The organism is Arthrobacter sp. SAFR-023 (assembly GCF_051965295.1).
GTDB lineage: Bacteria > Actinomycetota > Actinomycetes > Actinomycetales > Micrococcaceae > Arthrobacter.
The window spans coordinates 1-19,835 of record NZ_JBQCMF010000007.1; the positions used below are offsets into that span (position 1 = coordinate 1).

The following is a 19,835-nucleotide window of genomic DNA, read 5'->3' on the forward strand; positions in this document are numbered from 1 at the left end:
CACAGGCGGGCAGTCCCGGTGGCCATCAGCGGGCAATTCCGTGGCCATCTACGGGCAGTTTTTCATGGCCGCTAACACCCGTGCTCCGATTCGTACGCATCCACGCGCCGAGGCGGATCGGCAACGCCCGGATGCGCCCATGCGCTTCGCTGAACCCGGAAGAACAGGGGAGCTATTCAGCTACGGTGGACCCTCAACCGGACAGGGTTATGTCCATGACGGGCCATTTGCGGTGGTCGATGTTGAAACGACGGGCTTTTCCCCTGCCCAGGGTGATCGCGTCATTGAGATAGCGGTCGCACGCGTCGACAGGCATGGCCGCATTGAGGATGAGTACTCAACCCTGCTCAATCCCGAAGGCAGGGATACAGGGGCACTCTTCATTCATGGCATCAGCAACGACGCCGTACGGAACGCCCCGTTTTTTCATGAAGTCATCGGTGACATCCTTGCGCGACTGGAAGGTACCGTCGTAGTTGCCCATAACGCCGTATTTGAGGAACGTTTTCTGACCTCGGAGCTCCAGCGGGCAGGAGTCTCAGCACCGCTTTTCCCGGCGCTCTGCACCTGTGGTTAGGACAGCAAACGTTCGATACACCAAACCACAAACTAGCCACTCTCGCTCAGCACGTTGGCGTGCCTTTGGTCGACGCGCACGCCGCCCTGGGTGATGTGAGGGCAACATCGGCACTGTTGCCGATGATGCTGGAACGCTACGGCACAGAAGTGGAATTCGGTCACGCTCCTACCTCCGGCCTGAGCACATCTCATCAGCTCGGAGCCGTCAGACCGATGACCCAGGCGGCTACCCTGCGAAAAGGAACCGACGGATGGATGTCATCCTTGATGTCCCGCCTGCCGATCAGCACAAGCGACGTCAGTGACGCTGCTGCTAATGCCTACCTCGATGCACTCGCTTCCGCGCTAGAGGACGGCAAAATCGTGGGTGAGGAAGCAAAAGCACTTGCGCGGATTGCCGGCCATGGCGGAATGGGAGCAACTCAGGTGCGGGGACTCAATGAACGATTCCTAGAGATGATGAGGGAAGCCGCGCTATCGGACCAGATCCTCACGTCAGCAGAGCTGACGGACCTCAATCGGACTGCATCGGTCCTTGGAGCACCGACGTATTTTTATGACCTGCGAATCACGTTAGACGTGCCGCCCAGTTCGGAGTCCGCCGCCGACCGAGTAACACCTGTCCCCGACGCTCAGCGGGCGCCAAGAAGGTGCGGACACTGCCGGACACCGGGCCACTACCGATCAAGCTGCTCCAAACTCAATTGAGCCAGCCAAACGCCGATAACAGCGCATATGTAAGCCTGGGCGCGAGCTGTTCTCGACGGTTCAGGGCGATATCATCCGTGCGGGCGACTGGTCCTTAGTCTAGGTTGCGATCCGGCCAGTCCGCTTAGAAGCCGTGGCCGTCGACATAGAAAATGCAGGGCCGTCCGACGAAGGCGCAACCGGGACTGAGCGTCAAGGGAGCGTTTCCTTGTCCTGAGGCGTTGCTGAGGTCGCGTTGGGCCACCTCCCCGGAGAGACTGAGGAATTCGTAATTTCAGGAGTCCTTCACGATTTGCTGGTGCCAGTTCGAAATCTCGTCCAACAAGCCGTTGGACAAAGTCTCCGGGAGCTGCCCCTCACCCCTTCAGGGTCTTCTTCATGGTCGCATTCAGGGACCATTCGTGCTCAAGCGCTGCTGCCGGCACCAAGACAATTGCCCCTGGTCTCTAGTTCGTGCATCAGCAGGCGCGACCACCAGATCGTGCAACAGGCTGTTGCACAATTGGCCCACGCCAGGCGGAGTCGGCGCCTGTAGAACAGGTTGCGCCGGGAACATTCCCTTATTTCAGGGGCTCGTCGGCACTCATCACCCGGCCAAACCCGGTCGCCGATTCTCGTCGCTCGCTGGGCGATTGTTGAAGCGCAGGGTTTGTAACGCCGATACCGCTCAGGGAGCCGACTCGATCAACTCCGACATCGCCATTCCGGCAATCATCCTATGCGCGGTTACTGGCACGAAGCCGGCAGCTACTTGTACTACAAGTACTACGCTTGTATCCTAGGTACACGGGCGATGTTGCCCCTACTTCCCAAGGAGAATCCATGAGCACCGTCGACCTCATCCGGCACGTCAAGCTTTCCACTGCCCGCCTTCCGCTGGCCGTCCCGATCAGCGACGCGAAGGTGTTCACCGGCCGCCAGAAGCCGATGACGGAAGTCGTCTTCCTCTTCGCAGAGATCACCACGGAACAGGGCCACACCGGCCTCGGCTTCAGCTACTCCAAGCGCGCCGGCGGCCCCGCCCAGTACGCCCACGCCAAGGAAGTCGCCGAAGGAATCATCGGCGAGGACCCCAACGACATCGGCAAGCTCTACACCAAACTTCTCTGGGCCGGCGCCTCCGTGGGCCGCTCCGGCGTCGCCACCCAGGCTCTCGCCGCCATCGACATCGCCCTCTACGACCTCAAGGCCAAGCGCGCAGGCCTCCCCCTGGCCAAGCTCCTGGGCTCCTACCGCGACTCCGTCCAGACCTACAACACCTCCGGCGGCTTCCTCAACGCAACCCTCGACGAGGTCAAGGCCCGCGCCACGCAGTCCGTCGAGGAGGGCATCGGCGGCATCAAGATCAAGGTGGGCCTCCCGGACACCAAGGAAGACCTGCGCCGCGTGGCCGGCATCCGCGAGCACATCGGCTGGGACGTTCCCCTGATGGTGGACGCCAACCAGCAGTGGGACCGCGCCACGGCACTCCGCATGGGCCGCCAGCTCGAGGAATTCAACCTCATCTGGATCGAAGAGCCGCTGGACGCCTACGACTTTGAGGGCCACGCCCACCTCGCCCAGGTCCTGGACACCCCCATCGCCACCGGCGAAATGCTCGCCTCCGTCGCCGAGCACAAGGGACTCCTCGCCGCCAACGGCTGCGACATCATCCAGCCCGACGCCCCCCGCGTCGGCGGCATCACCCAGTTCCTCCGCCTGGCAGCCCTCGCCGACGAACGCGGCCTGGGCCTCGCCCCGCACTTCGCCATGGAAATCCACCTGCACCTCGCCGCCGCCTACCCCCGCGAACCGTGGGTGGAGCACTTCGACTGGCTGGACCCGCTGTTCAACGAGCGCCTCGAAACGAAGGACGGCCGCATGATCGTTCCGGACCGCCCGGGCCTCGGGGTCAGCCTCAGCGACCAGGCCCGCGCGTGGACCACCGAAACCGCGGAATTCGGCGCGTAACCTTGAATCCATGAGCCGGAACCTGACCGCGGACCTCGCCGCCGACCTTCGCACCCGCATCGTCGACGGCGTCATCCAGCCCGGCGAAAAGCTTCCGAGCGAAAACACCCTGATCGGCGAGTTCGGCGTCAGCCGGACAGTCGTCCGGTCCGCGCTCACGCGGCTCCAGGCCGAGGGTCTCGTGGAAACCGAACGCGGGCGGGGCAGCTTTGCGCTGACCCCGCCCACGGGACGTCCGACGTCGGGCCAGCCCATCCGGGCTGTGGTCACCGCTGAGGACCGGCTGCACCTGCTCGAATTCCGGATGGGTGTGGAAACCGAGGCGGCAGCGCTTGCCGCCGGAAACCGGACAGAGCGGCAGCTGAACGCCATCCGGCAGGCGCTGGCGGAGTTCACGGACAGCGTCGAGCACCCTTCACACGCCATGAAGGCGGATTTTGAATTCCACAAAGCCGTCGCCGCGGCCTCGGGAAACCCCTTCTACTCGGACTGCCTTACCTCCCTGGGCCAGACCATGATCGCCATGCCGCGCACCCGCCTGATGACCGGCGTCGAGCATTACGCCCGGGACCATTTCGAACAGGTGGTCCACGAGCACGGCTCCATCTTCGCCGCCATCACGGACGCCGACGGAGCCGCGGCCTCCGCTGCCATGCGGAACCACCTGGCCAACTCGCGGCGCCGACTCCGGGCCGGACGCGAATAGCTTCGCTCGCGGATCACACTCCGCCGGGCCGGGCTGGTCCGACAGTTTCAGGGGCCTCGATCAGGCCAAGCAGCCGCAAAACCGCAGGGTTGGCTGTCTCCTCGTTCCACGCGAGTTCCAGCTCAACGCGGTTCAGTTCGTGGATGCCGTGCCGCCCGTCGATCTCGTGGAATTCCACCCCTGCGGGCGCAAAAGCCATGGCCGACGCCGGTACAAGGGTCACTCCCAATCCCGCCTGGACGAAGGCAAGGAGTGCCGGAACCTGGCTGGCGTACTGCGTGATGTTGGCGTGCGCTCCCGCACTGGCGAACAGCCGCAGCACCAGGTCGTGGAAGTAGCGGGCCTCCTTCGTGGAGTACATGAGCAGCGGCAGCCTGTCCAGGTATCCCAGCGGCAGCGGCTCGCCGTTGCGTGCCGCCATGTTGCCCAGCAGCGAGCTGCCCTCCGGCAAGGCAACCACCAAACGGTCCTGCATCAGCGGCCGGGACACCACCCCCGGCCGGGCGACGATGGGACGCAGCAGCCCGATGTCCACGTTCCCCTTCACGAGCCCGTCCATCTGGTCCGTTGACACCAGCTCCCGGAGCACAAAGGACACCCTCGGCATGTTCTCCGCTGCACGGCGCAGCATCAGCGGCAGCGCACTGTGCCCGGCTATCGCCGTGTAGCCTACGGTGATCGTGCCCGCCTGGCCGGACGAGACCCGGCGGACGTCCAGATCCGTCTTGATGCACATGTCCAGGATCTGCCGCGCCCTCGGCAGCAGCGTGGCGCCGGCGGCCGTGAGCTCCACCTTCCGGCTGGTCCGGCCGAAAAGCTGCGCGCCCAGCTTCTTCTCAAGCATCTGGATCTGGCGGCTCAGCGGCGGCTGCGTCATGTTCAACCTCTCCGCTGCAGCACCGAAATGCAGTTCTTCAGCAACGGCCACAAATGCTTCTAACTGAGGTAGCGAAAACATCAATACCCTTACTGAATTGTCGAGTGCAGAAATTGGCTTGGACTTGAATTGATGGCTCCCCTTATGGTCGTGAACAAAGCAGGTTTTATCAACCCCTTTGGCGAAATCTCGGCCGACAAAAGGAGCACAGCGCAGTGAACCAGGCATTCGATCCCGCCCAGCACCTCAACCAGGCCAAAATCACCGGCGTCTTCATCACCCCGGTGGCGTTCAAGGACCCGCCGCTCCTCAACACCGTGGGCGTTCACGAACCGTTTGCCCTGCGGGCCATCGTGGAAGTCCAGACGGACGCCGGCGTTTCGGGCTACGGCGAGACCTATGGCGACGCCGGCCACCTCGCCCGGCTCCGGCTCGCAGCCGCCGCCCTGCCCGGGACCGACGTGTTCAATGTCAATGAGCTGCGCAGCAGGATCGCCCAGGCGCTGGAGCACTACACCATACAGGGCGGCCACGGCATGAGCGGCATGGTCACGGGGTCGAGCACAGCGGACCGCGTGCTGTCCCCGTTCGACGTCGCCGCCCTGGACGTCCAGGGCAAGCTGCTGGGCCGGCCCGTCAGCGACCTCCTTGGCGGCGCCGTCCGCGAGTCGGTACAGTTCAGCGGCTACCTGTTCTACAAGTGGGCAGGCCACCCCGGGCAGGCGGACGACGCGTGGGGCGCCGCCCTGGACCCTGAGGGCATCGTCAGGCAGGCCAGGACCATGGTGGACAGCTACGGCTTCACCGCACTGAAGCTGAAGGCCGGCGTCTTCCCCCCCGAGGAAGAGATCGCGGCCATCCAGGCCCTCCGCGCCGAATTCCCCGACCTGCCGCTCCGCATCGACCCCAACGGCGCCTGGACCGTGGGCACCTCCATCCGGGTGGGCAAGGAACTGCACGGGATCCTGGAGTACCTTGAGGATCCCACGCCGGGCATCGACGGCATGGCTGCCGTCCGCCGCGAGGTGGGCATGCCGCTGGCAACGAACATGTGCGTGGTCAGCTTCGCGGATGTGGCACCCGCCGTGGCCGCCGGCGCCGTGGACGTCATCCTCTCCGACCACCACTTCTGGGGCGGCCTGCGCCGGAGCCAGTTCCTCGCCGGGATCACGGAGACGTTCGGCCTGGGGCTTTCCATGCACTCCAACTCCCACCTGGGCATCAGCCTTGCCGCCATGGTCCACCTCGCGGCGGCGACCCCCAACCTCGACTACGCGTGCGACACGCACTGGCCGTGGAAGGACCCGTCCGAGGACGTCATTGCCGGCGGCGTGTTCACGTTCACGGACGGCGCCGTACAGGTCCCCACCGGGCCGGGGCTCGGCGTGGAGATCGACCGCGACGCCCTGGAACGCCTGCACCGCCAATACCTGGACTGCGGACTCAGGAGCCGCGACGACACCGGCTACATGCAGCGGCTCCACCCGTCGTACGAGCTCCAGAGCCCCCGGTGGTAACGGAAGGGGTCGGCGCGCCGGCCTTTGAATCCCTGAGGATTATGGTCACCGACCCGATCATCAGCCGCTTTGCTGACCAATTAAAGTACGACGGCGGCGCGCACCACTGGGACATGGCGGCGGCTTGGACGCCGGAACAGCGGCTTGACGCGCTGGCGGGGGCCGACGTCGTCGTCTGTTCCTCCCTCAGCCCCGCGGAGGCCGAAACGGCCTCCCGGGTGCGCCTGGTCCACGTCACTGGCGCCGGCTACGACAAGATCTCGTTCCCGCAACTGGCACACCCTGCCCTGGTGGCCAACACCTTCCACCATGCCCGGCCCATCGCAGAGCATGTCCTCATGGTCACCCTGATGCTGTCACGCAATGTTGGCGCTGCGGAGCGCGCACTCCGCCGGGGAAAGTGGCGGACCATTGCCACGGACGCGGACGTGCCGTTCCATCCCGTCCTCGCCGACCTGACGCTGGGACTGGTGGGCCTGGGTTCCATCGGTGCCGAGGTGGCCCGCGTGGCCGGGTCGCTGGGCATGAAGGTCCGGGCCGTCCGGCAGCACCCGGCCGCTCCCCTTCCCGACGGCGTCCGGCTCGATTGGGTGGGCGGAAACGGGCAACTCCATGAGCTTTTGGCCGCGTCCGACGTCGTGGTGGTCACGGTGCCGCTGGACGCCGATACCAAGGGGATGATCGGGGCCGCTGAGCTGTCCGCCATGAAGGCTACCGGCCTGCTGATCAATGTGGCACGCGGTCCCGTGGTGGACCAGTCCGCACTGTACGGGGCGCTGAGGGACCGGCGGATCGCCGGGGCTGGCATCGACGTCTGGTGGGGACAGCCCTCGGACGGCGTGGTCCCGCCGGCGGAGCTGCCCTTCGCGGAGCTGGAGAACGCTGTGCTCACACCGCACCATTCCGGGCATGCGCGCATCACGTTTGAACGCCGGGCGGGCGACATTGCCGCCAATATCGGCCGGCTAGCCCGCGGCGAGGACCTGGTGAACCTGGTGGCCCGTCCGGTGCCGGCAGCCTAGGCACCCGCTCGCAACAGAACCCTTTGCCCCGTTACAGAACCAGCTGCCACGCCAGCTGGACCATGAGCAGCACGCTTCCCAGCGCCGACGCGCCGATCGCCAGCGCCTTCAGGCGCGCCGGGTTGAGGAAGCGGTTAACGAACCGGGAGGCGGCGTAGCCGCCCACAACTGCCGGAACCATCCAGAGTGCCAGGGTCAGCATCTCCGCCGTGACCGCGCCGGCTATCCAGAGCATCGCCATCGAAATTGCCGATCCCACCATGAAGAACGCGCTCATGGTGCCGCGCATCCGGGGACCGTCGTGTCCCCGCCAGATCAGCGCCATGGGTGGGCCGCCGATGGACGTGGCCGTGCCCATGATGCCCGAGGCCGCACCCGCAGCGATCAGGTTGGCCCGGACCGGCCGGGGCGCCCAGCCCCGGCCCGCCAGCACCAGCCCGGTCAGCACCACTGCCACCACCATGCACGCCAGCCCTTCGCGGGAGAGCAGCGCCACCAGCCACGCGCCGAGGAAGCTTCCGGGAATCCGGCCCACCAGGGCCCACCCGGTGCCCCGCAGGTCCAGGTGCTGCCGCTCCCGTACGGTCACCAGCACCGTGACCAGCAGGGCCAGGAGGATCAGCGTGGCAGGCAGCAGCGCCGGATCCACGATTGCGATCACCGGCGCTGCCAGCATGCCCATGCCGAAGCCGCTGGATGCCTGCAGGCAGGCGGCCAGGAAGATCACCCCGGCGATAAGGGCGTATTCGGCAGCTGTCACTGGTCAGCGTTCATTGGTCTGCGTTCATTGGTCAGGGTTCACTGGTCAGCAGTCACCGGGAAGAAGCACCGGCAGCGGCGGCAGCGCCGGTCAGGCCTTGGATCGAATCGAGCGGGAAATGGCACTCTGCAACGTGCCGCGTGCCATCCGGTGCCGCCAGCACCTGCGGCGCCGGCGATACCTCGGCACAGATGTCCTGCGCCCTCCAGCACCGGGTCCGGAAGCGGCAGCCCGACGGCGGATCCAGCGGCGAGGGCAGCTCGCCGCGGAGAACGATCCTGTCCCGCTGTGTTCCGCTGACATCCAGCTTCGGCGACGCCGACATCAGGGCCGCAGTGTAGGGGTGCCGGGGGTGGTCGAAGACCTCTTCGGTGGCCCCGGTTTCGATGATCCGCCCGAGATACATCACGGCCACCCGGTCCGCCACGTGCCGGACCACGGTCAGGTCGTGCGAGATGAAGATGTAGGAAACACCGAGTTCCTGCTGGAGCTCGTTGAGCAGGTTCAGGACCTGCGCCTGAACCGAAAGGTCCAGGGCGGACACGGGCTCATCGAGGATGATGACGTCGGGGTTCAGTGCCAAGGCGCGGGCGATGCCGATGCGCTGACGCTGGCCGCCGGAGAACTCCTGCGGTGACTTGCGGGCATCGGAGGGACGCAGCCCCACCATGTGCAGCAGTTCGCGGACGCGGGCGTCGCGCTCCCTGGATGTCGGGTACAGGCTGCGGTGCGTGGCCCACGGTTCGGCAATGATGTCCCCGGCGTTCATGCGGGCGTTCAAGGAGGCAAAGGGATCCTGGAAGACCATCTGCACCCGGCGCCGCCAGCTCAGCAGTTCCTTGCCGCGCAGCCCGAACGGGTTGGTTCCCTCAAAGGTGACGGTTCCCTCGTCCGGTGTTTCCAGCATCATCAGCGTCCGCGCCAACGTGGACTTGCCGCAGCCGGATTCGCCCACAAGCCCGAGGGTCTCCCCCCGCCCAACAGTCAGGCTGATGCCGTCCAGGGCCTTGAGCCTGGTGTTGCCGCTGGCACTCTTGGCCACGTGGAACGTCTTGGTCAGGCCGTCGATGGCCAGAAGCGGCTCAGGCATTGGTGATCTCCTCGCTGAAGTGGCAGGCGGCGGTGCGGGCAGGCGAGCCGGCAACAACAGGCCGGAGGGCGGGACGCTCGGCCCGGCAGATGTCCTGTACCAGCGGGCAGCGCGACTGGTAAACGCAGCCAGCCGGGATGTCGTGGAGCTCGGGCGGGCTGCCCGGAATGGACTTCAGCTGCGCGCCGCGCTCCAGGTGGACGGGCACCGATTCCAGCAGCCCCTTCGTGTAGGGGTGGCGGGGATCCGCGAACACTCCAGAGACAGGTCCGCTCTCCACAACGTTGCCGGCATACATCACCGCCACGGAGTCCGCTTCCTCCGCCACGACCGCCAGGTCATGGGTGATGAGGATGACGGCCATCTGGCCCTCTTCGCGGAGCGTCCGCAGCAGCTGCATAATCTGCGCCTGGACGGTGACATCCAGCGCCGTAGTGGGTTCATCGGCGATCAGCAAGTGCGGATTGAGGGCCACGGCCATGGCGATGAGGATGCGCTGGCGCATGCCGCCGGAGAACTGGTGCGGGTAGGAGTTGACCCGTGATTCCGGTTCGGGGATGCCCACGCGCTTCATCAGGTCGATGGCCTCAACGCGCGCCTGATTGGCATTCAGGCCGCGGTGGATCCGGAAGGCCTCGCCAAGCTGCGTTCCTACTGTATATACGGGGTTCAAAGCGGTCAGGGCGTCCTGGAAGACAATGCCCAGGCCGGGGCCGGCAAACTTGAGCCGTTCCTTGGGGCTGAGGGCGGCGAGGTCGGTGCCGTTGAGGACGATCTCGCCGCCGGCCAGGTCGCAGACGGGGTCCATGATGCCGGCCAGGGCCTTCGCGGTCATGGACTTCCCGCAGCCTGATTCCCCGAGCAGCGCCAGGGTTTCCCCGGCGCGGGCTTCAAATCCCACGCTGTTGACTGCACGGACGGTGCCGCGGTGGGTGCGGATGTCCACGGCGAGGCCGCGGACCTGCAGGACGACGTCGTGCGCCTTCGCGTCCGTGGCGGCTGCACCGGCGGCTGTGCCGATGGCTGAGCCTGCGGCGCGGGAGCGTTTCACGGGAGCTTGTTCGGCAGCTGCTTTCACGGCTGGGTCTCCTTCACTGGAATGCGGGCGATCAGCCGCTTGCGGGGAAGCGCCAGGCGCCAGCGCTGGGCCGGGTCGGTGGCGATCCGCAGCCAGGCGGCGAGGACGTTGGCGGCAATGGTGGTGACCACGATGGCGACGCCGGGGAAGATGGACAGCCACCAGGCGGTCTGCAGGTACTGCCGGCCCTGCGAGACCATGAGTCCCCAGCTGACGTCCGGCGGCTGGATGCCGATGCCCAGGAAGCTCAGCGAGGACTCAGCGAGCATCACGTAGCAGAATTCGAGGGTGGCCAGCGTGAGCAGGGTCGGCAGCACCACGGGGATGACATGCCGGACAATGATCGCACTGGGCCTGGCCCCAAACGTCCGGGCAGCGTCCACGAACGTCCGGCTCTGGAGCTCCGCGGACTCGGCGCGGGCGGTGCGCAGGTAGATCGGGATACGGGTCAGGGCGAGGATCAGGACGATGTTCGCGGCGCTCGGGCTAAAGACATAGAGGACGACGACGGCGAGCAGCAGGGACGGGAAGCTCATGATGACGTCGGCGATGCGCATGGACACGTTTTCCCGCCAGCCGCGATGGTAGCCGGCCCAGACGCCCCACAGGGAACCGATGACCAGCGCCACCGCCACCGCAGGCAAGGCGACGGAGAGTGTGGTCCGGCTGGCAACCACCAGCCGGGCCAGCATGCTCCGGCCCAGGGAATCGCTGCCCAGGAAGTACTCCCAGCCGTGCGCCAGCGTGAACGGTGCCTTGTTGGCGAACAGCAGGTTCTGCTTGGTGGCCAGGTCTCCCATCAGCGCGGGGCCCAGGAGCGCCGTCAGGCCGACAAAAACCAGAACCAGCGCCGAGACGGTGGCGAAGCGGTCCTTGAGCAGGAGGCGGAACAGGCTCAGGTTACCGTCCTGCTTACCTTCCTTGCCCGCTCTGTTGCCGCCCTCCGGGAGTTGGGCTGCATCCGGCAGCTGCTCCGGCGTCGCACTCTCAGTCAGTGAACTCTTCATGGCTACTCCTAAGCCTTAGCCGCGACGGGCCGGACGCGGGCTTTGACCGTGACGGGGCGCACGCGCGCGTCCAGCAGCGCGTACCCCATGTCGATGAGGATATTCAGGGTGAAGATCGCGACGGCGGTAAGCAGCACCGCTGCCTGCAGGACGGCAAAGTCCCGCTGCAGGATCGAGTCGATCATGAGCTTTCCGATCCCCGGCCAGCCGAAGATGGTCTCCACCACGACGGCCCCGTTGACCAGTCCCACGGTCAGGTCGCCGGCCACTGTCAGCGCGGGGGCGGCTGCGTTGCGTAGGGCGTGGCGCGTGACCACGCGGAACTCGCCAGCGCCACGGCTGCGGGCGAGCTTGATGTACGGCTCCGAGAGAGCCGACACCATGGAGCCGCGGACAATCTGGACAAGCACACCGAACGGCCGCAGGAGCAGCGTGGCGATGGGCAGCACCCAGGCGCTGACTCCCGACACACCTGACGTCGGCAGCCAGCCCAGGGTGATGGCGAATACCCAGATGCCCACGATTGCCAGCCAGAAATCCGGGATCGAAGCGGCAGCCATGGAGATGAAACTCGAGATCCGGTCCGCAATGCCGTTCGGCTTCAGCGCGGCCCAGCAGCCCACCACGAGTGCCAGCAGCACGGCCAGCACCATGGTGGTGGCGGCCAGCTGCAGGGTGGCCGGGAAGGCACGCAGCGCCATGGCGGCCGCGTCCTGCCCGGTGCGCAGGGACTGCCCGAAATCAAGACGGAGCACGCCGCCGAAGTAGTCGGCCATTTGAACGAGCAGCGGCTGGTCCAGGCCGTTGCGTGCCGTGAAATCGTCGCGCATCTGCTGAGTGGCGTTCAGCGGCAGGTACAGGCTGGCGGGATTTCCCGTCATCCTGGCCAGGGCGAACACCCCGACGATCACCACCACCAGGGGCAGTGCGCTGGAGACAATCCGCTTTCTCAAGTAATTCAGCATGGCTGTCCTTCTCTCCCGGCAGCCGCGGCTAGCTTGCCGGGGTCATTTCCGAGACACGCAGCTCATCGCCGCTGGAGGAGTTGGGCGTGTAGTTCACGGACTTGGCCTTGCCGATGATGCCGGTCTGGTGCGAGATGTGGGCGAACTGCACAACCTTGTCGTTCTGGTAGGCGAAGACCTCCTCGAAGTCCTTCTTCCGCTCGTCGCCGGATGCCGCATCGGCCTTCTTGATCATGGCGTCAAACTCGGGGGTGCCGAAGTAGCTCTGGGCTCCGGTGGACAGCATGTACTGGTCGACGGTGAAGGCAGCGTCGCCCGCCTGGTTGCCGTGCTGGGTCATCAGCGCCACTGCGCCATCGTCCTTGGCGAAGGGGCGGACCTGGTAGGTCAGGTGCTGGCTGGTTTCGAGCATCTTGAGCTTGACGTTGAGGCCGGCCTGGCTGAGCTGTTCCTGCAGGACCTGGGCCAGTTCGGTGATCTTCGGGAACTGGGCGCTGCGGACCACCAGCGAGATCTGCTTGGACGTGTCCACGCCGGCGGCCTTGGCTTCGGCGACGAGGGACTTGGCCTTGTCCAGGTCGAACGGCCAGCCCTTCAGCGCATCGTTGTGGCCCACGATGCCCTGGGGAACCAACTGGGCAGCCACCTTGTGCTTTCCCTGGTAGAGCGAGTTGACGATTCCCTCTTTGTCGATGGCGTAGTTGATGGCCTGGCGGACGCGGATGTCATTGAGCGGTGCCACGTTGGCGTCCAACCGCAGGGCAACCGTCTCGTTGTTCGGGTAGTCAACGCCGAGGTCGCCGATGTTGTCGTCCGGGCTAAGCCCCATGGCGACGTCTGCCTCGCCGCTGGTGATCATGGCGGCGCGCACAGAGCTTTCGGAACGCCACTGGTACTCGGCCTTGGCATAGGCGGGCTTGTCTCCCCAGTAGCCGTCCCAGGTGGAGAGCGTGATTTTCTGGCCGGCGTCCCACTGCTCGATCTTGTAGGGGCCGGTGCCGATTGGCTCACGGACCTTTGCCGTGGTGCTGGTGGACGTCGGAACCACCTCGAGGAACGACAGGCGCAGCGGCAGGATGGGATCGGCTTCGGGCGTCGTGACGGTCAGGGTGGTGGCATCCACGGCCTTCACTTTGAGGTCCGCGTCGCCGAAGACGTAGCCCTCCACGTTGCAGCCGAGCTTCGAGTTGACGGCCCTGTCGATGGTGAAGGCAGCTGCTTCGGCGTTGAACGGCGTGCCGTCCTGGAACTTCACACCTTCACGCAGCTTCAGCGTCCACTCCTTCTCGCCCGTGGCCTTCCACTCGGTGGCGAGCTTCGGCTCGAGTTCACCGGTCTGGGGGTTCCGTTCGATCAGCGGCTCGGTGACGTTCGAGCGCACCACCACACCGGTGGAGGTCAGGTTCGACTCGCAGGCTTCCAGGGTCGGCGGTTCCTGGCCGAGGACCACGCGCACTGCGTTCGAGGAGGAGGCTCCGGCGTCGGAATTGGCCACTGAACAGCCGCTCAGGCCAAGCACAGCGACGGAGGCAAGGGCCGGCCACTTCAGCAAGGCGGCTGGGAAGGGCAGTTTTGAAGAAGACGTCATTGTTTTTCCTCCGGATCGGGTGATTGCGGCACCGGCTGGTCCCGGTAGTGGAACGGAATCAGGTGCTTGGGCCGCGCTGGACTCAAGCTAATTGAGGTCCAGGGGGTCCACAAGGATATTGCGGGGCTTCGGCAGCGAACGAAGGCGGGCCAAGGCTACGCCGGAGGCCTGTGACCGCAGCCACTTCACCCGGAAATCCGCGCGGTTCCGCGGGAGACGGGGAATCCATACACTCCCGGCATCGATCCATGCCATTTACATGTTGGACCCGTATAGATCGGAATCTTAGGGTGCAGCTATGAAGAACATCGCCGTCCTGCAGGTCGGGCCCCTCATGCCAACCGTCCAAGAATCCATCCGGAAGGATTACCGCGCCGTCCGGCTTCCCGATGCCGGCACCGAGCAGGAGGCCTTCCTGCAGGAGCACGGCGCTGCCTTCGAAATCGCCGTGACGTCAGGAAAATTCGGCGTCGGGACCGAGCTGATGCGCGCGCTGCCCAACCTGCGCGCCGTCATCAATTTCGGCGTCGGCTATGACACCACTGACGTTGTGCAGGCCGCCGAACGCGGCATTACCGTCAGCAACACTCCAGACGTCCTCAACGACTGTGTGGCGGATACCGCCGTCGCCCTTTACCTGGACGTGCTGCGCAAGACCAGCGCCGCGGACCGCTATGTCCGCCGCGGGGACTGGCTCAGCCAAGGCAATTTTCCGCTGGCCACAAAGGCCAGCGGCCGGAGGGTCGGCATCCTCGGGCTCGGCCGGATCGGACGGGTCATTGCGCGCAGGCTTGAAGGCTTCGACTGTGCCATCAGCTACCACAGCCGCAATCCGGTGGCCGACGTCGCATACCGGTATGCCGCCTCCCCTGTAGAGCTGGCGGCCGGCTGCGATGTGCTGATCGTGGCCGCCGCTGGCGGTCCCGGCTCGGCTGGCCTGGTTGATGCCGACGTCATTGAGGCCTTGGGCCCGGACGGGTATCTGATCAACATCGCCAGGGGCTCCGTCGTGGACGAGGAAGCCCTCGTGGCTGCCCTTCTGGCCGGGCGCCTGGCCGGCGCGGGGCTGGACGTTTTTGTGGAGGAGCCGAAGGTTCCGGAAGACCTCCTCGGCCTCGACAATGTGGTCCTCCTGCCCCACCTGGGAAGCGGCACCCACGAGACCAGGGCCGACATGGCCGAACTCACCCTCGCCAACCTGCGTTCCTATGTGACCACTGGCTCTGTGCTGACGGCGGTGCAGGCATGAGCGTCGCGGTGGGCTACGTTGCCACCCAGGAAGGCCGGGCGGCACTCAGCGCCGCCATCGGAGAGGCGGCATTGCGCAAGACCCGACTTCAGATCATGGGGCCCCTGCCCGGCGAAGCCTCCGCCGAATCGGAATCAGACATCAGGGACGCCATCGCGGCCGCGGCAGCCGTCGGCGTGGATGCCTCACTCCGGCACAACGAGGGCTCGGATGCAGCGGACCTGATGATCGACGCCTCGTACGAGGAGGACATCGAGCTGATTGTGATCGGGGTCCGCCGCCGCTCCCCGGTGGGAAAGCTCTTCCTCGGCAGCACGGCCCAACGGGTAATCCTCGAGGCCGGCTGCCCTGTCACGGCAGTAAAGGCCGACGTCGGGCCGCGCTAGCGGGTAGTAGTTCCCTGCGGGTATCGCGCCATGCAATATGCGTGTTGGACGGGCATGAAACCTACTGCTTACAGTTAATAGGTGCTGTGGCGAGGACCACAACGGCCTGCCCCGTAGTCCCCACAGCGTGATCTTGCTGCTCTATCAAAGAGGATTCCCCACATGCAGTCTGTAGACACCGCTGTCACGGATCTGGCTTCGGCCATGAAGAAGTTTTTCCGGCGCGTGCTGCCCATCATGCTGGTCATGCTCGTATGCAACCAGCTGAACAGGTCCAACATCGGCTACGCCCAGGACCATCTGCAGGCTGACGTCGGCATCGGCGCCGCGGCCTACGGCTTCGGCGCCGGGCTGTTCTTCATCGCCTACGCCATCTTCGAGCTCCCGAGCAACGTCATGATGGAGAAGTACGGCGCCAAGGTCTGGCTGACCCGGATCATGGTCAGCTGGGGCATCGTGTCCTTCCTGATGGCGTTCGTCCAGAACGAGACAATGTTCTACGTACTGCGGTTCCTGCTCGGTGCCGCGGAAGCAGGCTTCTTCCCGGCCGTCATCTTCTACTTCGCCCGCTGGGTCCCCGCCGGCCAGCGCGGCAAGGCGACCGCCATCTTCATCGCCGGATCCTCGGTGGCAGCCGCCCTGTCGGGCCCCATCGCCGGCCTGCTCCTGAGCCTGCACGACGTCCTGGGCCTGCGCGGCTGGCAGTGGCTGTTCGGCTTCGAAGGAGTTCTCTCCGTCGTCGTTGGCATCACCGTATTCTTCTTCTTGGATGCAAAGGTCCAGGATGCCAAGTGGCTCACTGCCGGCGAAAAGTCGGCCCTGACAGCAACCATCGCCCAGGAGGACGCCCAGCACACGACGGCCAACGGCAAGCAGGACGGCAAGGTCAACCGCTGGAAGATGCTCCTTAACCCGCAGATCCTCCTGCTGTGCGGGATCTACTTCTCCGTGCAGCTTTCCATCTACGCGAACACGTTCTGGCTCCCGACCATCGTCAAGCAGATCCCCGGCACCACGGACCTGAGCGTCGGCTTCCTCTCCTCCATCCCCTGGGTATGCGCCGTGTTCGCCATGTACTTCGCAGCCAAGTGGCAGGACAAGGCGAAGTCCAAGCGCCCGCTGCTGGTCGCCGCGCTCCTCGTGGCTGCCGTCGGCACCCTCGCAGCAGCCGTCGCCTCCCCGGTCCTTGCCCTGGTGTTCCTGGCCGTCGCAGCCATGGGCTTCAAGAGCGCATCACCGCTGTTCTGGACCATCCCGCAGTCGACCCTGCACCCCCTGGTCCTCGCCCCCGCCATCGCCATCATCAACTCCCTGGGCAACCTCGGCGGTTTTGTGGCACCGTTCGGATTCGGCATCATCAAGGAGCAGACCGGAAGCGTGGTGCCCGGCCTGTTCGCCCTGGCAGCGGCATCGACGGCGGCCGCCATCCTGGTCTACTTCCTCAAGGAGCGGAAGCCGGCCTCCGACGCAACGGAGAAAGCATCGGCGCCCGGCGCAACACGGCTGGAGCCGTCAGCGGCGAAGTAGCAGCCTTCTCTTTACGAGTCAGTGTTCAGCGCCCCGGGGCGGGTGATCGGGAATCCGGCACCCGCCCCGGGGCGTTTTCCTGCCAAGGCCGCGATTGTGCCGCCGGCGCTCTGGCATTGCAGGGACAAGAGTCGTACGCTCGGAGCAATCGCACGCGGCCGGGCGAAAGCCGAACGCTGCTCCCTGCGCTCCGGCCCCGGCTGGTGCGCTTACCGGGATAGTCCCGCGAGAACCCGCGGGACAGCCGGCATAGGGAATGGGGATCCACTCATGCACCGAAGCATCGCACCAATCTCCCTCACCGCCGCGGCGGCACTCTTCCTCGCAGGATGCGGAGGGCCGGCGCCGTCCACCACGGCAGCTCCCTCGAGTTCCGCGTCTGCAGCAACTGACGCCGCACCCTCCAGCGTTTCACCGGAGGCAAGTACGACGGCGGAACCCTCCTCCGCGTCCACCGCACCGACGTCAGCGGCGAAGGCCTACACCAACGAGGACCTCGCGGCTATCGTCACAGGACTGAAAGACGCGCAGGGACGGGCGCTGACAGTGGTTCCCGCCGCCCAGCTGGACCAGGGGCTTGTCGTCGCCCGGGAACTGCTCAAGAACGCCGTCATCACGCCGAAGGCGTGCGGGGTGCTGGCGGACAACAACACCCAGGTTCCCGAAGGGAGCACCTACGCAGCGGGAGCAAGCCTGGCGGCGGAAGCCAAGACTGCCACGATCGTGACAGTTTTCGCGGTTAAGGATCCCACCGTCATGACAACCCAGTTCGACAAGAGCGATGCAGCAGTCCGGGACTGCTCAACCTATACGGTCGAACTGAAGGGGCAGAAAATCACGAGTGCGATGAAGCCGGTCGAGGTTCCGGTGGACGCGGACAAGTCCGTAAGCGCACTGCAAACCCAGACCCTCCCCAATGGCCGGAAGCAGGCCGTCCTTACGGTTACGGGTGTTAGAGGCACATTGGCGGCCACAGTCGTGAAAACGGGAGCCGCCGGCGCCGTCACCGAAAGCGCTGCCCCGGAACTCGCCAAGCTCGTCAACGCCGCGCTGGCGGCCGGCTAAGGGGCCGGCTGACCCGCACAGGCGGGAAAACAAGAAAGGACCCCGGGAAATCATTGATTTCCCGGGGTCCTGATGCGTGCGCGAGGGGGGATTTGAACCCCCACGCCCTTTCGGACACTGGCACCTGAAGCCAGCGCGTCTGCCGTTCCGCCACTCGCGCGCAACTTCTTTCACTTCGGCCAACCGGAATCCGGTTTTGCACCTCGTGAAAGCAGCGAGATCAAGCATAACGGACATTCCCCGCAAATTCCTAATCGGGGCATTACAGCCGCCTTGCGGCCTGTTTTTCCCCGTCAGGGCCGCGGCGGCGAGGGCCCTCGATGCCACCACGGAGGCAGGGTTCCGGCCTATGATCGCTCCCACACCCGCCGGGGAAACATGAACGAATCGGGTTCCCGGCGCGTTGTGGATTAAGGTCTTTCCCAGACGTGGCAAGTAGTATCGGATACATAAGGGCCCGCTTCCGGCGGGCAGGCGTTTTGTTATGAGTTTCGTTGTGACCGCATCGCCAGAATGAGTTCCACGGGACGTGCTGTCCCTCAGCAGCAAGGAAAGGAGAGGACCATGGGTTTGCTGGACAAGGTCGAACGCGGCATTGAAAAGGCCGTCCGCGGCGTCTTCTCCACCGGCTCCAAAGCCCAGGTTGAGCCCGTGGAAATCGCGAGTCGCCTCCGCCGCGAAGTGGACCACAAGGCCATCACCATCGCCGCAGGACGCACCCTGGTGCCCAACATCTTCGACGTGCTCCTGAGTGACGAGGACTTTCAGCGCGCCCAGGAATGGGGAACTCCGCTGGCCGAGGAACTCTGCGACGTCGTGATCAACCATGTCCGCAGCCAGGGCTACATCCTCCAGGGACCGGTCCGAATTTCTTTCCGCCGGGACGAATCCCACCGGGCCGGCGACTTCGAGATCACCTCCAAAACCGAGAAGTCCTCCGGTTCAGCGCCGGCAGCGCCAAGCCGCCAGCCAGTCCGCCTCCAGCCTGTCCTGGATATCGACGGACAGCGGTATTCACTCAATGCGCCCTCAGTCGTCCTGGGCCGTTCATCAGAGGCTGACATCCTGGTGGACGACACCGGAGTCTCCCGCCGGCACCTGGAAATCCAGACCCACGACGGCACCACCACCGCCGTCGACTTGGGCTCCACCAACGGCAGCTACGTCAACGGACACAAAGTGGCCGGCAGCATGGAACTCACCGACGGCTCCACCATCACGATGGGACGGACCAAAATCATCTTCCGCCTCCTGCCCGCCAACAATGGCGGCCGCCCATGAGCGAACTGACCATCACAGCCCTGCGCTTCGGGTTCCTGCTTCTTCTCTGGGTTCTCATCTTCAGCATCGTCTCCGCCATGCGGCGCGACCTCATGATTGGCCGCAAGGCGGCCACCGGCGCTCCCACGGCCCGGCAGGTGCGGAAGAATCCGGAACTGGCAGAACCGGCGCCCGCGCCGGCAAAGCAGCAGGCCCGCCAGCTGCTCGTCACCGAAGGCCCGCTCAAGGGCCGTACGGTCCCGCTGGCTGCGAGCCCCATCCTGCTGGGACGGGCGCAGGAAGCCACACTGGTACTCGAGGATGACTACGCTTCCGGCAGGCACGCCCGTCTCTTTCCGCAGGGAAGCCGCTGGTTCATCGAGGACCTCGGCTCCACCAACGGCACCTATCTGGCCGAACAGCAGCTCACCAGGGCCCTGCCCGTGGACCTTGGTGTACCCGTGAGAATCGGCAAGACGGTCATTGAATTGAGGCCGTAGC

Annotated in this window: 19 protein-coding genes and 1 tRNA gene; 12 read left to right on the plus strand and 8 right to left on the minus strand. The window is 65.5% G+C overall.

The genetic code is table 11. The features are described 5' to 3' along the window. The 4 genes from ACTHQX_RS09015 to ACTHQX_RS09030 form a co-directional block, all read left to right on the plus strand. Positions 1-577: 3'-5' exonuclease (locus ACTHQX_RS09015; protein ID WP_440156987.1), on the plus strand; the 577-nt coding region annotated here is incomplete at its 5' end. Positions 578-636: 59 nt separating this feature from the next. After that, positions 637-1,287, plus strand: coding sequence for a hypothetical protein (locus ACTHQX_RS09020; RefSeq protein WP_440156989.1), 651 nt, complete (start codon positions 637-639; stop codon positions 1,285-1,287). A gap of 822 nt (positions 1,288-2,109) precedes the next feature. Further along, the gene (locus tag ACTHQX_RS09025; RefSeq protein WP_440156991.1) at positions 2,110-3,237 is read left to right on the plus strand and encodes an L-talarate/galactarate dehydratase; all 1,128 of its coding nucleotides are present in this window, start codon (positions 2,110-2,112) and stop codon (positions 3,235-3,237) included. A 10-nt stretch (positions 3,238-3,247) separates the two neighbouring features. Beyond that, positions 3,248-3,943 carry a FadR/GntR family transcriptional regulator gene (locus tag ACTHQX_RS09030; protein ID WP_440156993.1) on the plus strand — a complete coding sequence of 232 codons (696 nt, stop codon included), beginning with the start codon at positions 3,248-3,250 and terminating at the stop codon, positions 3,941-3,943. Between the two features lie 13 nt (positions 3,944-3,956). Here the strand turns inward: ACTHQX_RS09030 and ACTHQX_RS09035 are convergent, their stop codons facing one another. Next, a complete protein-coding gene (locus ACTHQX_RS09035; protein ID WP_440156995.1) occupies positions 3,957-4,901 on the minus strand; it encodes a LysR family transcriptional regulator in 945 nt (314 codons plus the stop codon). 134 nt (positions 4,902-5,035) lie between these two features. Here ACTHQX_RS09035 and ACTHQX_RS09040 point away from each other — a divergent pair, with 134 nt between their 5' ends. Together ACTHQX_RS09040 and ACTHQX_RS09045 are read left to right on the plus strand one after the other, a co-directional pair. After that, complete coding sequence (locus ACTHQX_RS09040; RefSeq protein ID WP_440156997.1) at positions 5,036-6,337, plus strand: glucarate dehydratase family protein; 1,302 nt, start codon at positions 5,036-5,038, stop codon at positions 6,335-6,337. Between the two features lie 41 nt (positions 6,338-6,378). Continuing rightward, complete coding sequence (locus ACTHQX_RS09045; RefSeq protein WP_440156999.1) at positions 6,379-7,359, plus strand: 2-hydroxyacid dehydrogenase; 981 nt, start codon at positions 6,379-6,381, stop codon at positions 7,357-7,359. A 31-nt stretch (positions 7,360-7,390) separates the two neighbouring features. Here the strand turns inward: ACTHQX_RS09045 and ACTHQX_RS09050 are convergent, their stop codons facing one another. Genes ACTHQX_RS09050 through ACTHQX_RS09075 form a run of 6 tightly spaced genes read right to left on the minus strand, consistent with a single transcriptional unit; the run spans position 7,391 to position 13,847 of the window. Further along, positions 7,391-8,119: a sulfite exporter TauE/SafE family protein gene (locus tag ACTHQX_RS09050; RefSeq protein WP_440157001.1), complete on the minus strand. Its 729-nt coding sequence runs from the start codon at positions 8,117-8,119 to the stop codon at positions 7,391-7,393. Positions 8,120-8,171: 52 nt separating this feature from the next. Then, positions 8,172-9,209 (minus strand): ABC transporter ATP-binding protein, encoded by a 1,038-nt coding sequence (locus ACTHQX_RS09055; protein ID WP_440157003.1) that lies wholly within the window; start codon positions 9,207-9,209, stop codon positions 8,172-8,174. Continuing rightward, the gene (locus ACTHQX_RS09060) at positions 9,202-10,287 is read right to left on the minus strand and encodes an ABC transporter ATP-binding protein (RefSeq protein ID WP_440157005.1); all 1,086 of its coding nucleotides are present in this window, start codon (positions 10,285-10,287) and stop codon (positions 9,202-9,204) included. The genes ACTHQX_RS09055 and ACTHQX_RS09060 overlap by 8 nt, the downstream gene beginning before the upstream one ends. Further along, on the minus strand, positions 10,284-11,294 hold the full coding sequence (locus ACTHQX_RS09065) for an ABC transporter permease (RefSeq protein WP_440157006.1): 1,011 nt from the start codon (positions 11,292-11,294) through the stop codon (positions 10,284-10,286). Before ACTHQX_RS09065 ends, ACTHQX_RS09060 begins: the two co-directional genes overlap by 4 nt. An 8-nt stretch (positions 11,295-11,302) precedes the next feature. After that, positions 11,303-12,259, minus strand: a complete 957-nt coding sequence (locus tag ACTHQX_RS09070; protein WP_440157007.1) for an ABC transporter permease — start codon at positions 12,257-12,259, stop codon at positions 11,303-11,305. A 28-nt stretch (positions 12,260-12,287) separates the two neighbouring features. Then, positions 12,288-13,847 carry an ABC transporter substrate-binding protein gene (locus ACTHQX_RS09075; protein ID WP_440157008.1) on the minus strand — a complete coding sequence of 520 codons (1,560 nt, stop codon included), beginning with the start codon at positions 13,845-13,847 and terminating at the stop codon, positions 12,288-12,290. Between the two features lie 298 nt (positions 13,848-14,145). On the opposite strand from ACTHQX_RS09075, the gene ACTHQX_RS09080 reads away from it, so the two are divergent. From ACTHQX_RS09080 to ACTHQX_RS09095, 4 genes are all read left to right on the plus strand, one after another. Continuing rightward, positions 14,146-15,096, plus strand: coding sequence for a 2-hydroxyacid dehydrogenase (locus tag ACTHQX_RS09080; protein WP_440157010.1), 951 nt, complete (start codon positions 14,146-14,148; stop codon positions 15,094-15,096). Then, entirely contained in the window at positions 15,093-15,482 is a 390-nt protein-coding gene (locus ACTHQX_RS09085) for a universal stress protein (RefSeq protein ID WP_440157012.1), read from the plus strand. Before ACTHQX_RS09080 ends, ACTHQX_RS09085 begins: the two co-directional genes overlap by 4 nt. Before the next feature lie 162 nt (positions 15,483-15,644). Then, the gene (locus tag ACTHQX_RS09090) at positions 15,645-17,009 is read left to right on the plus strand and encodes an MFS transporter (protein ID WP_440157014.1); all 1,365 of its coding nucleotides are present in this window, start codon (positions 15,645-15,647) and stop codon (positions 17,007-17,009) included. Positions 17,010-17,279: 270 nt separating this feature from the next. Further along, entirely contained in the window at positions 17,280-18,074 is a 795-nt protein-coding gene (locus ACTHQX_RS09095) for a hypothetical protein (protein WP_440157016.1), read from the plus strand. Positions 18,075-18,151: 77 nt separating this feature from the next. On the opposite strand, the gene ACTHQX_RS09100 is transcribed toward ACTHQX_RS09095, so the two are convergent. Beyond that, positions 18,152-18,234 (minus strand) — tRNA-Leu (locus ACTHQX_RS09100). Between the two features lie 404 nt (positions 18,235-18,638). Between ACTHQX_RS09100 and ACTHQX_RS09105 the strand changes: the two genes are divergently transcribed. Further along, positions 18,639-19,355 (plus strand): FhaA domain-containing protein, encoded by a 717-nt coding sequence (locus ACTHQX_RS09105; protein WP_440157018.1) that lies wholly within the window; start codon positions 18,639-18,641, stop codon positions 19,353-19,355. Then, positions 19,352-19,834: an FHA domain-containing protein FhaB/FipA gene (locus tag ACTHQX_RS09110; protein ID WP_102972613.1), complete on the plus strand. Its 483-nt coding sequence runs from the start codon at positions 19,352-19,354 to the stop codon at positions 19,832-19,834. Before ACTHQX_RS09105 ends, ACTHQX_RS09110 begins: the two co-directional genes overlap by 4 nt. Position 19,835 lies beyond the last annotated feature (1 nt).

Bases quoted from the DNA above. Each gene is read 5' to 3' on its own strand.
- ACTHQX_RS09110 (WP_102972613.1), top strand. From the start codon at position 19,352: ATGAGCGAACTGACCATCACAGCCCTGCGCTTCGGGTTCCTGCTTCTT.
- ACTHQX_RS09080 (WP_440157010.1), top strand. From the start codon at position 14,146: ATGAAGAACATCGCCGTCCTGCAGGTCGGGCCCCTCATGCCAACCGTC.
- ACTHQX_RS09025 (WP_440156991.1), top strand. From the start codon at position 2,110: ATGAGCACCGTCGACCTCATCCGGCACGTCAAGCTTTCCACTGCCCGC.
- ACTHQX_RS09065 (WP_440157006.1), bottom strand. From the start codon at position 11,294: ATGAAGAGTTCACTGACTGAGAGTGCGACGCCGGAGCAGCTGCCGGAT.
- ACTHQX_RS09095 (WP_440157016.1), top strand. From the start codon at position 17,280: ATGCACCGAAGCATCGCACCAATCTCCCTCACCGCCGCGGCGGCACTC.
- ACTHQX_RS09030 (WP_440156993.1), top strand. From the start codon at position 3,248: ATGAGCCGGAACCTGACCGCGGACCTCGCCGCCGACCTTCGCACCCGC.
- ACTHQX_RS09090 (WP_440157014.1), top strand. From the start codon at position 15,645: ATGCAGTCTGTAGACACCGCTGTCACGGATCTGGCTTCGGCCATGAAG.
- ACTHQX_RS09075 (WP_440157008.1), bottom strand. From the start codon at position 13,847: ATGACGTCTTCTTCAAAACTGCCCTTCCCAGCCGCCTTGCTGAAGTGG.
- ACTHQX_RS09035 (WP_440156995.1), bottom strand. From the start codon at position 4,901: ATGTTTTCGCTACCTCAGTTAGAAGCATTTGTGGCCGTTGCTGAAGAA.
- ACTHQX_RS09085 (WP_440157012.1), top strand. From the start codon at position 15,093: ATGAGCGTCGCGGTGGGCTACGTTGCCACCCAGGAAGGCCGGGCGGCA.
- ACTHQX_RS09045 (WP_440156999.1), top strand. From the start codon at position 6,379: ATGGTCACCGACCCGATCATCAGCCGCTTTGCTGACCAATTAAAGTAC.
- ACTHQX_RS09070 (WP_440157007.1), bottom strand. From the start codon at position 12,259: ATGCTGAATTACTTGAGAAAGCGGATTGTCTCCAGCGCACTGCCCCTG.
- ACTHQX_RS09055 (WP_440157003.1), bottom strand. From the start codon at position 9,209: ATGCCTGAGCCGCTTCTGGCCATCGACGGCCTGACCAAGACGTTCCAC.
- ACTHQX_RS09105 (WP_440157018.1), top strand. From the start codon at position 18,639: ATGGGTTTGCTGGACAAGGTCGAACGCGGCATTGAAAAGGCCGTCCGC.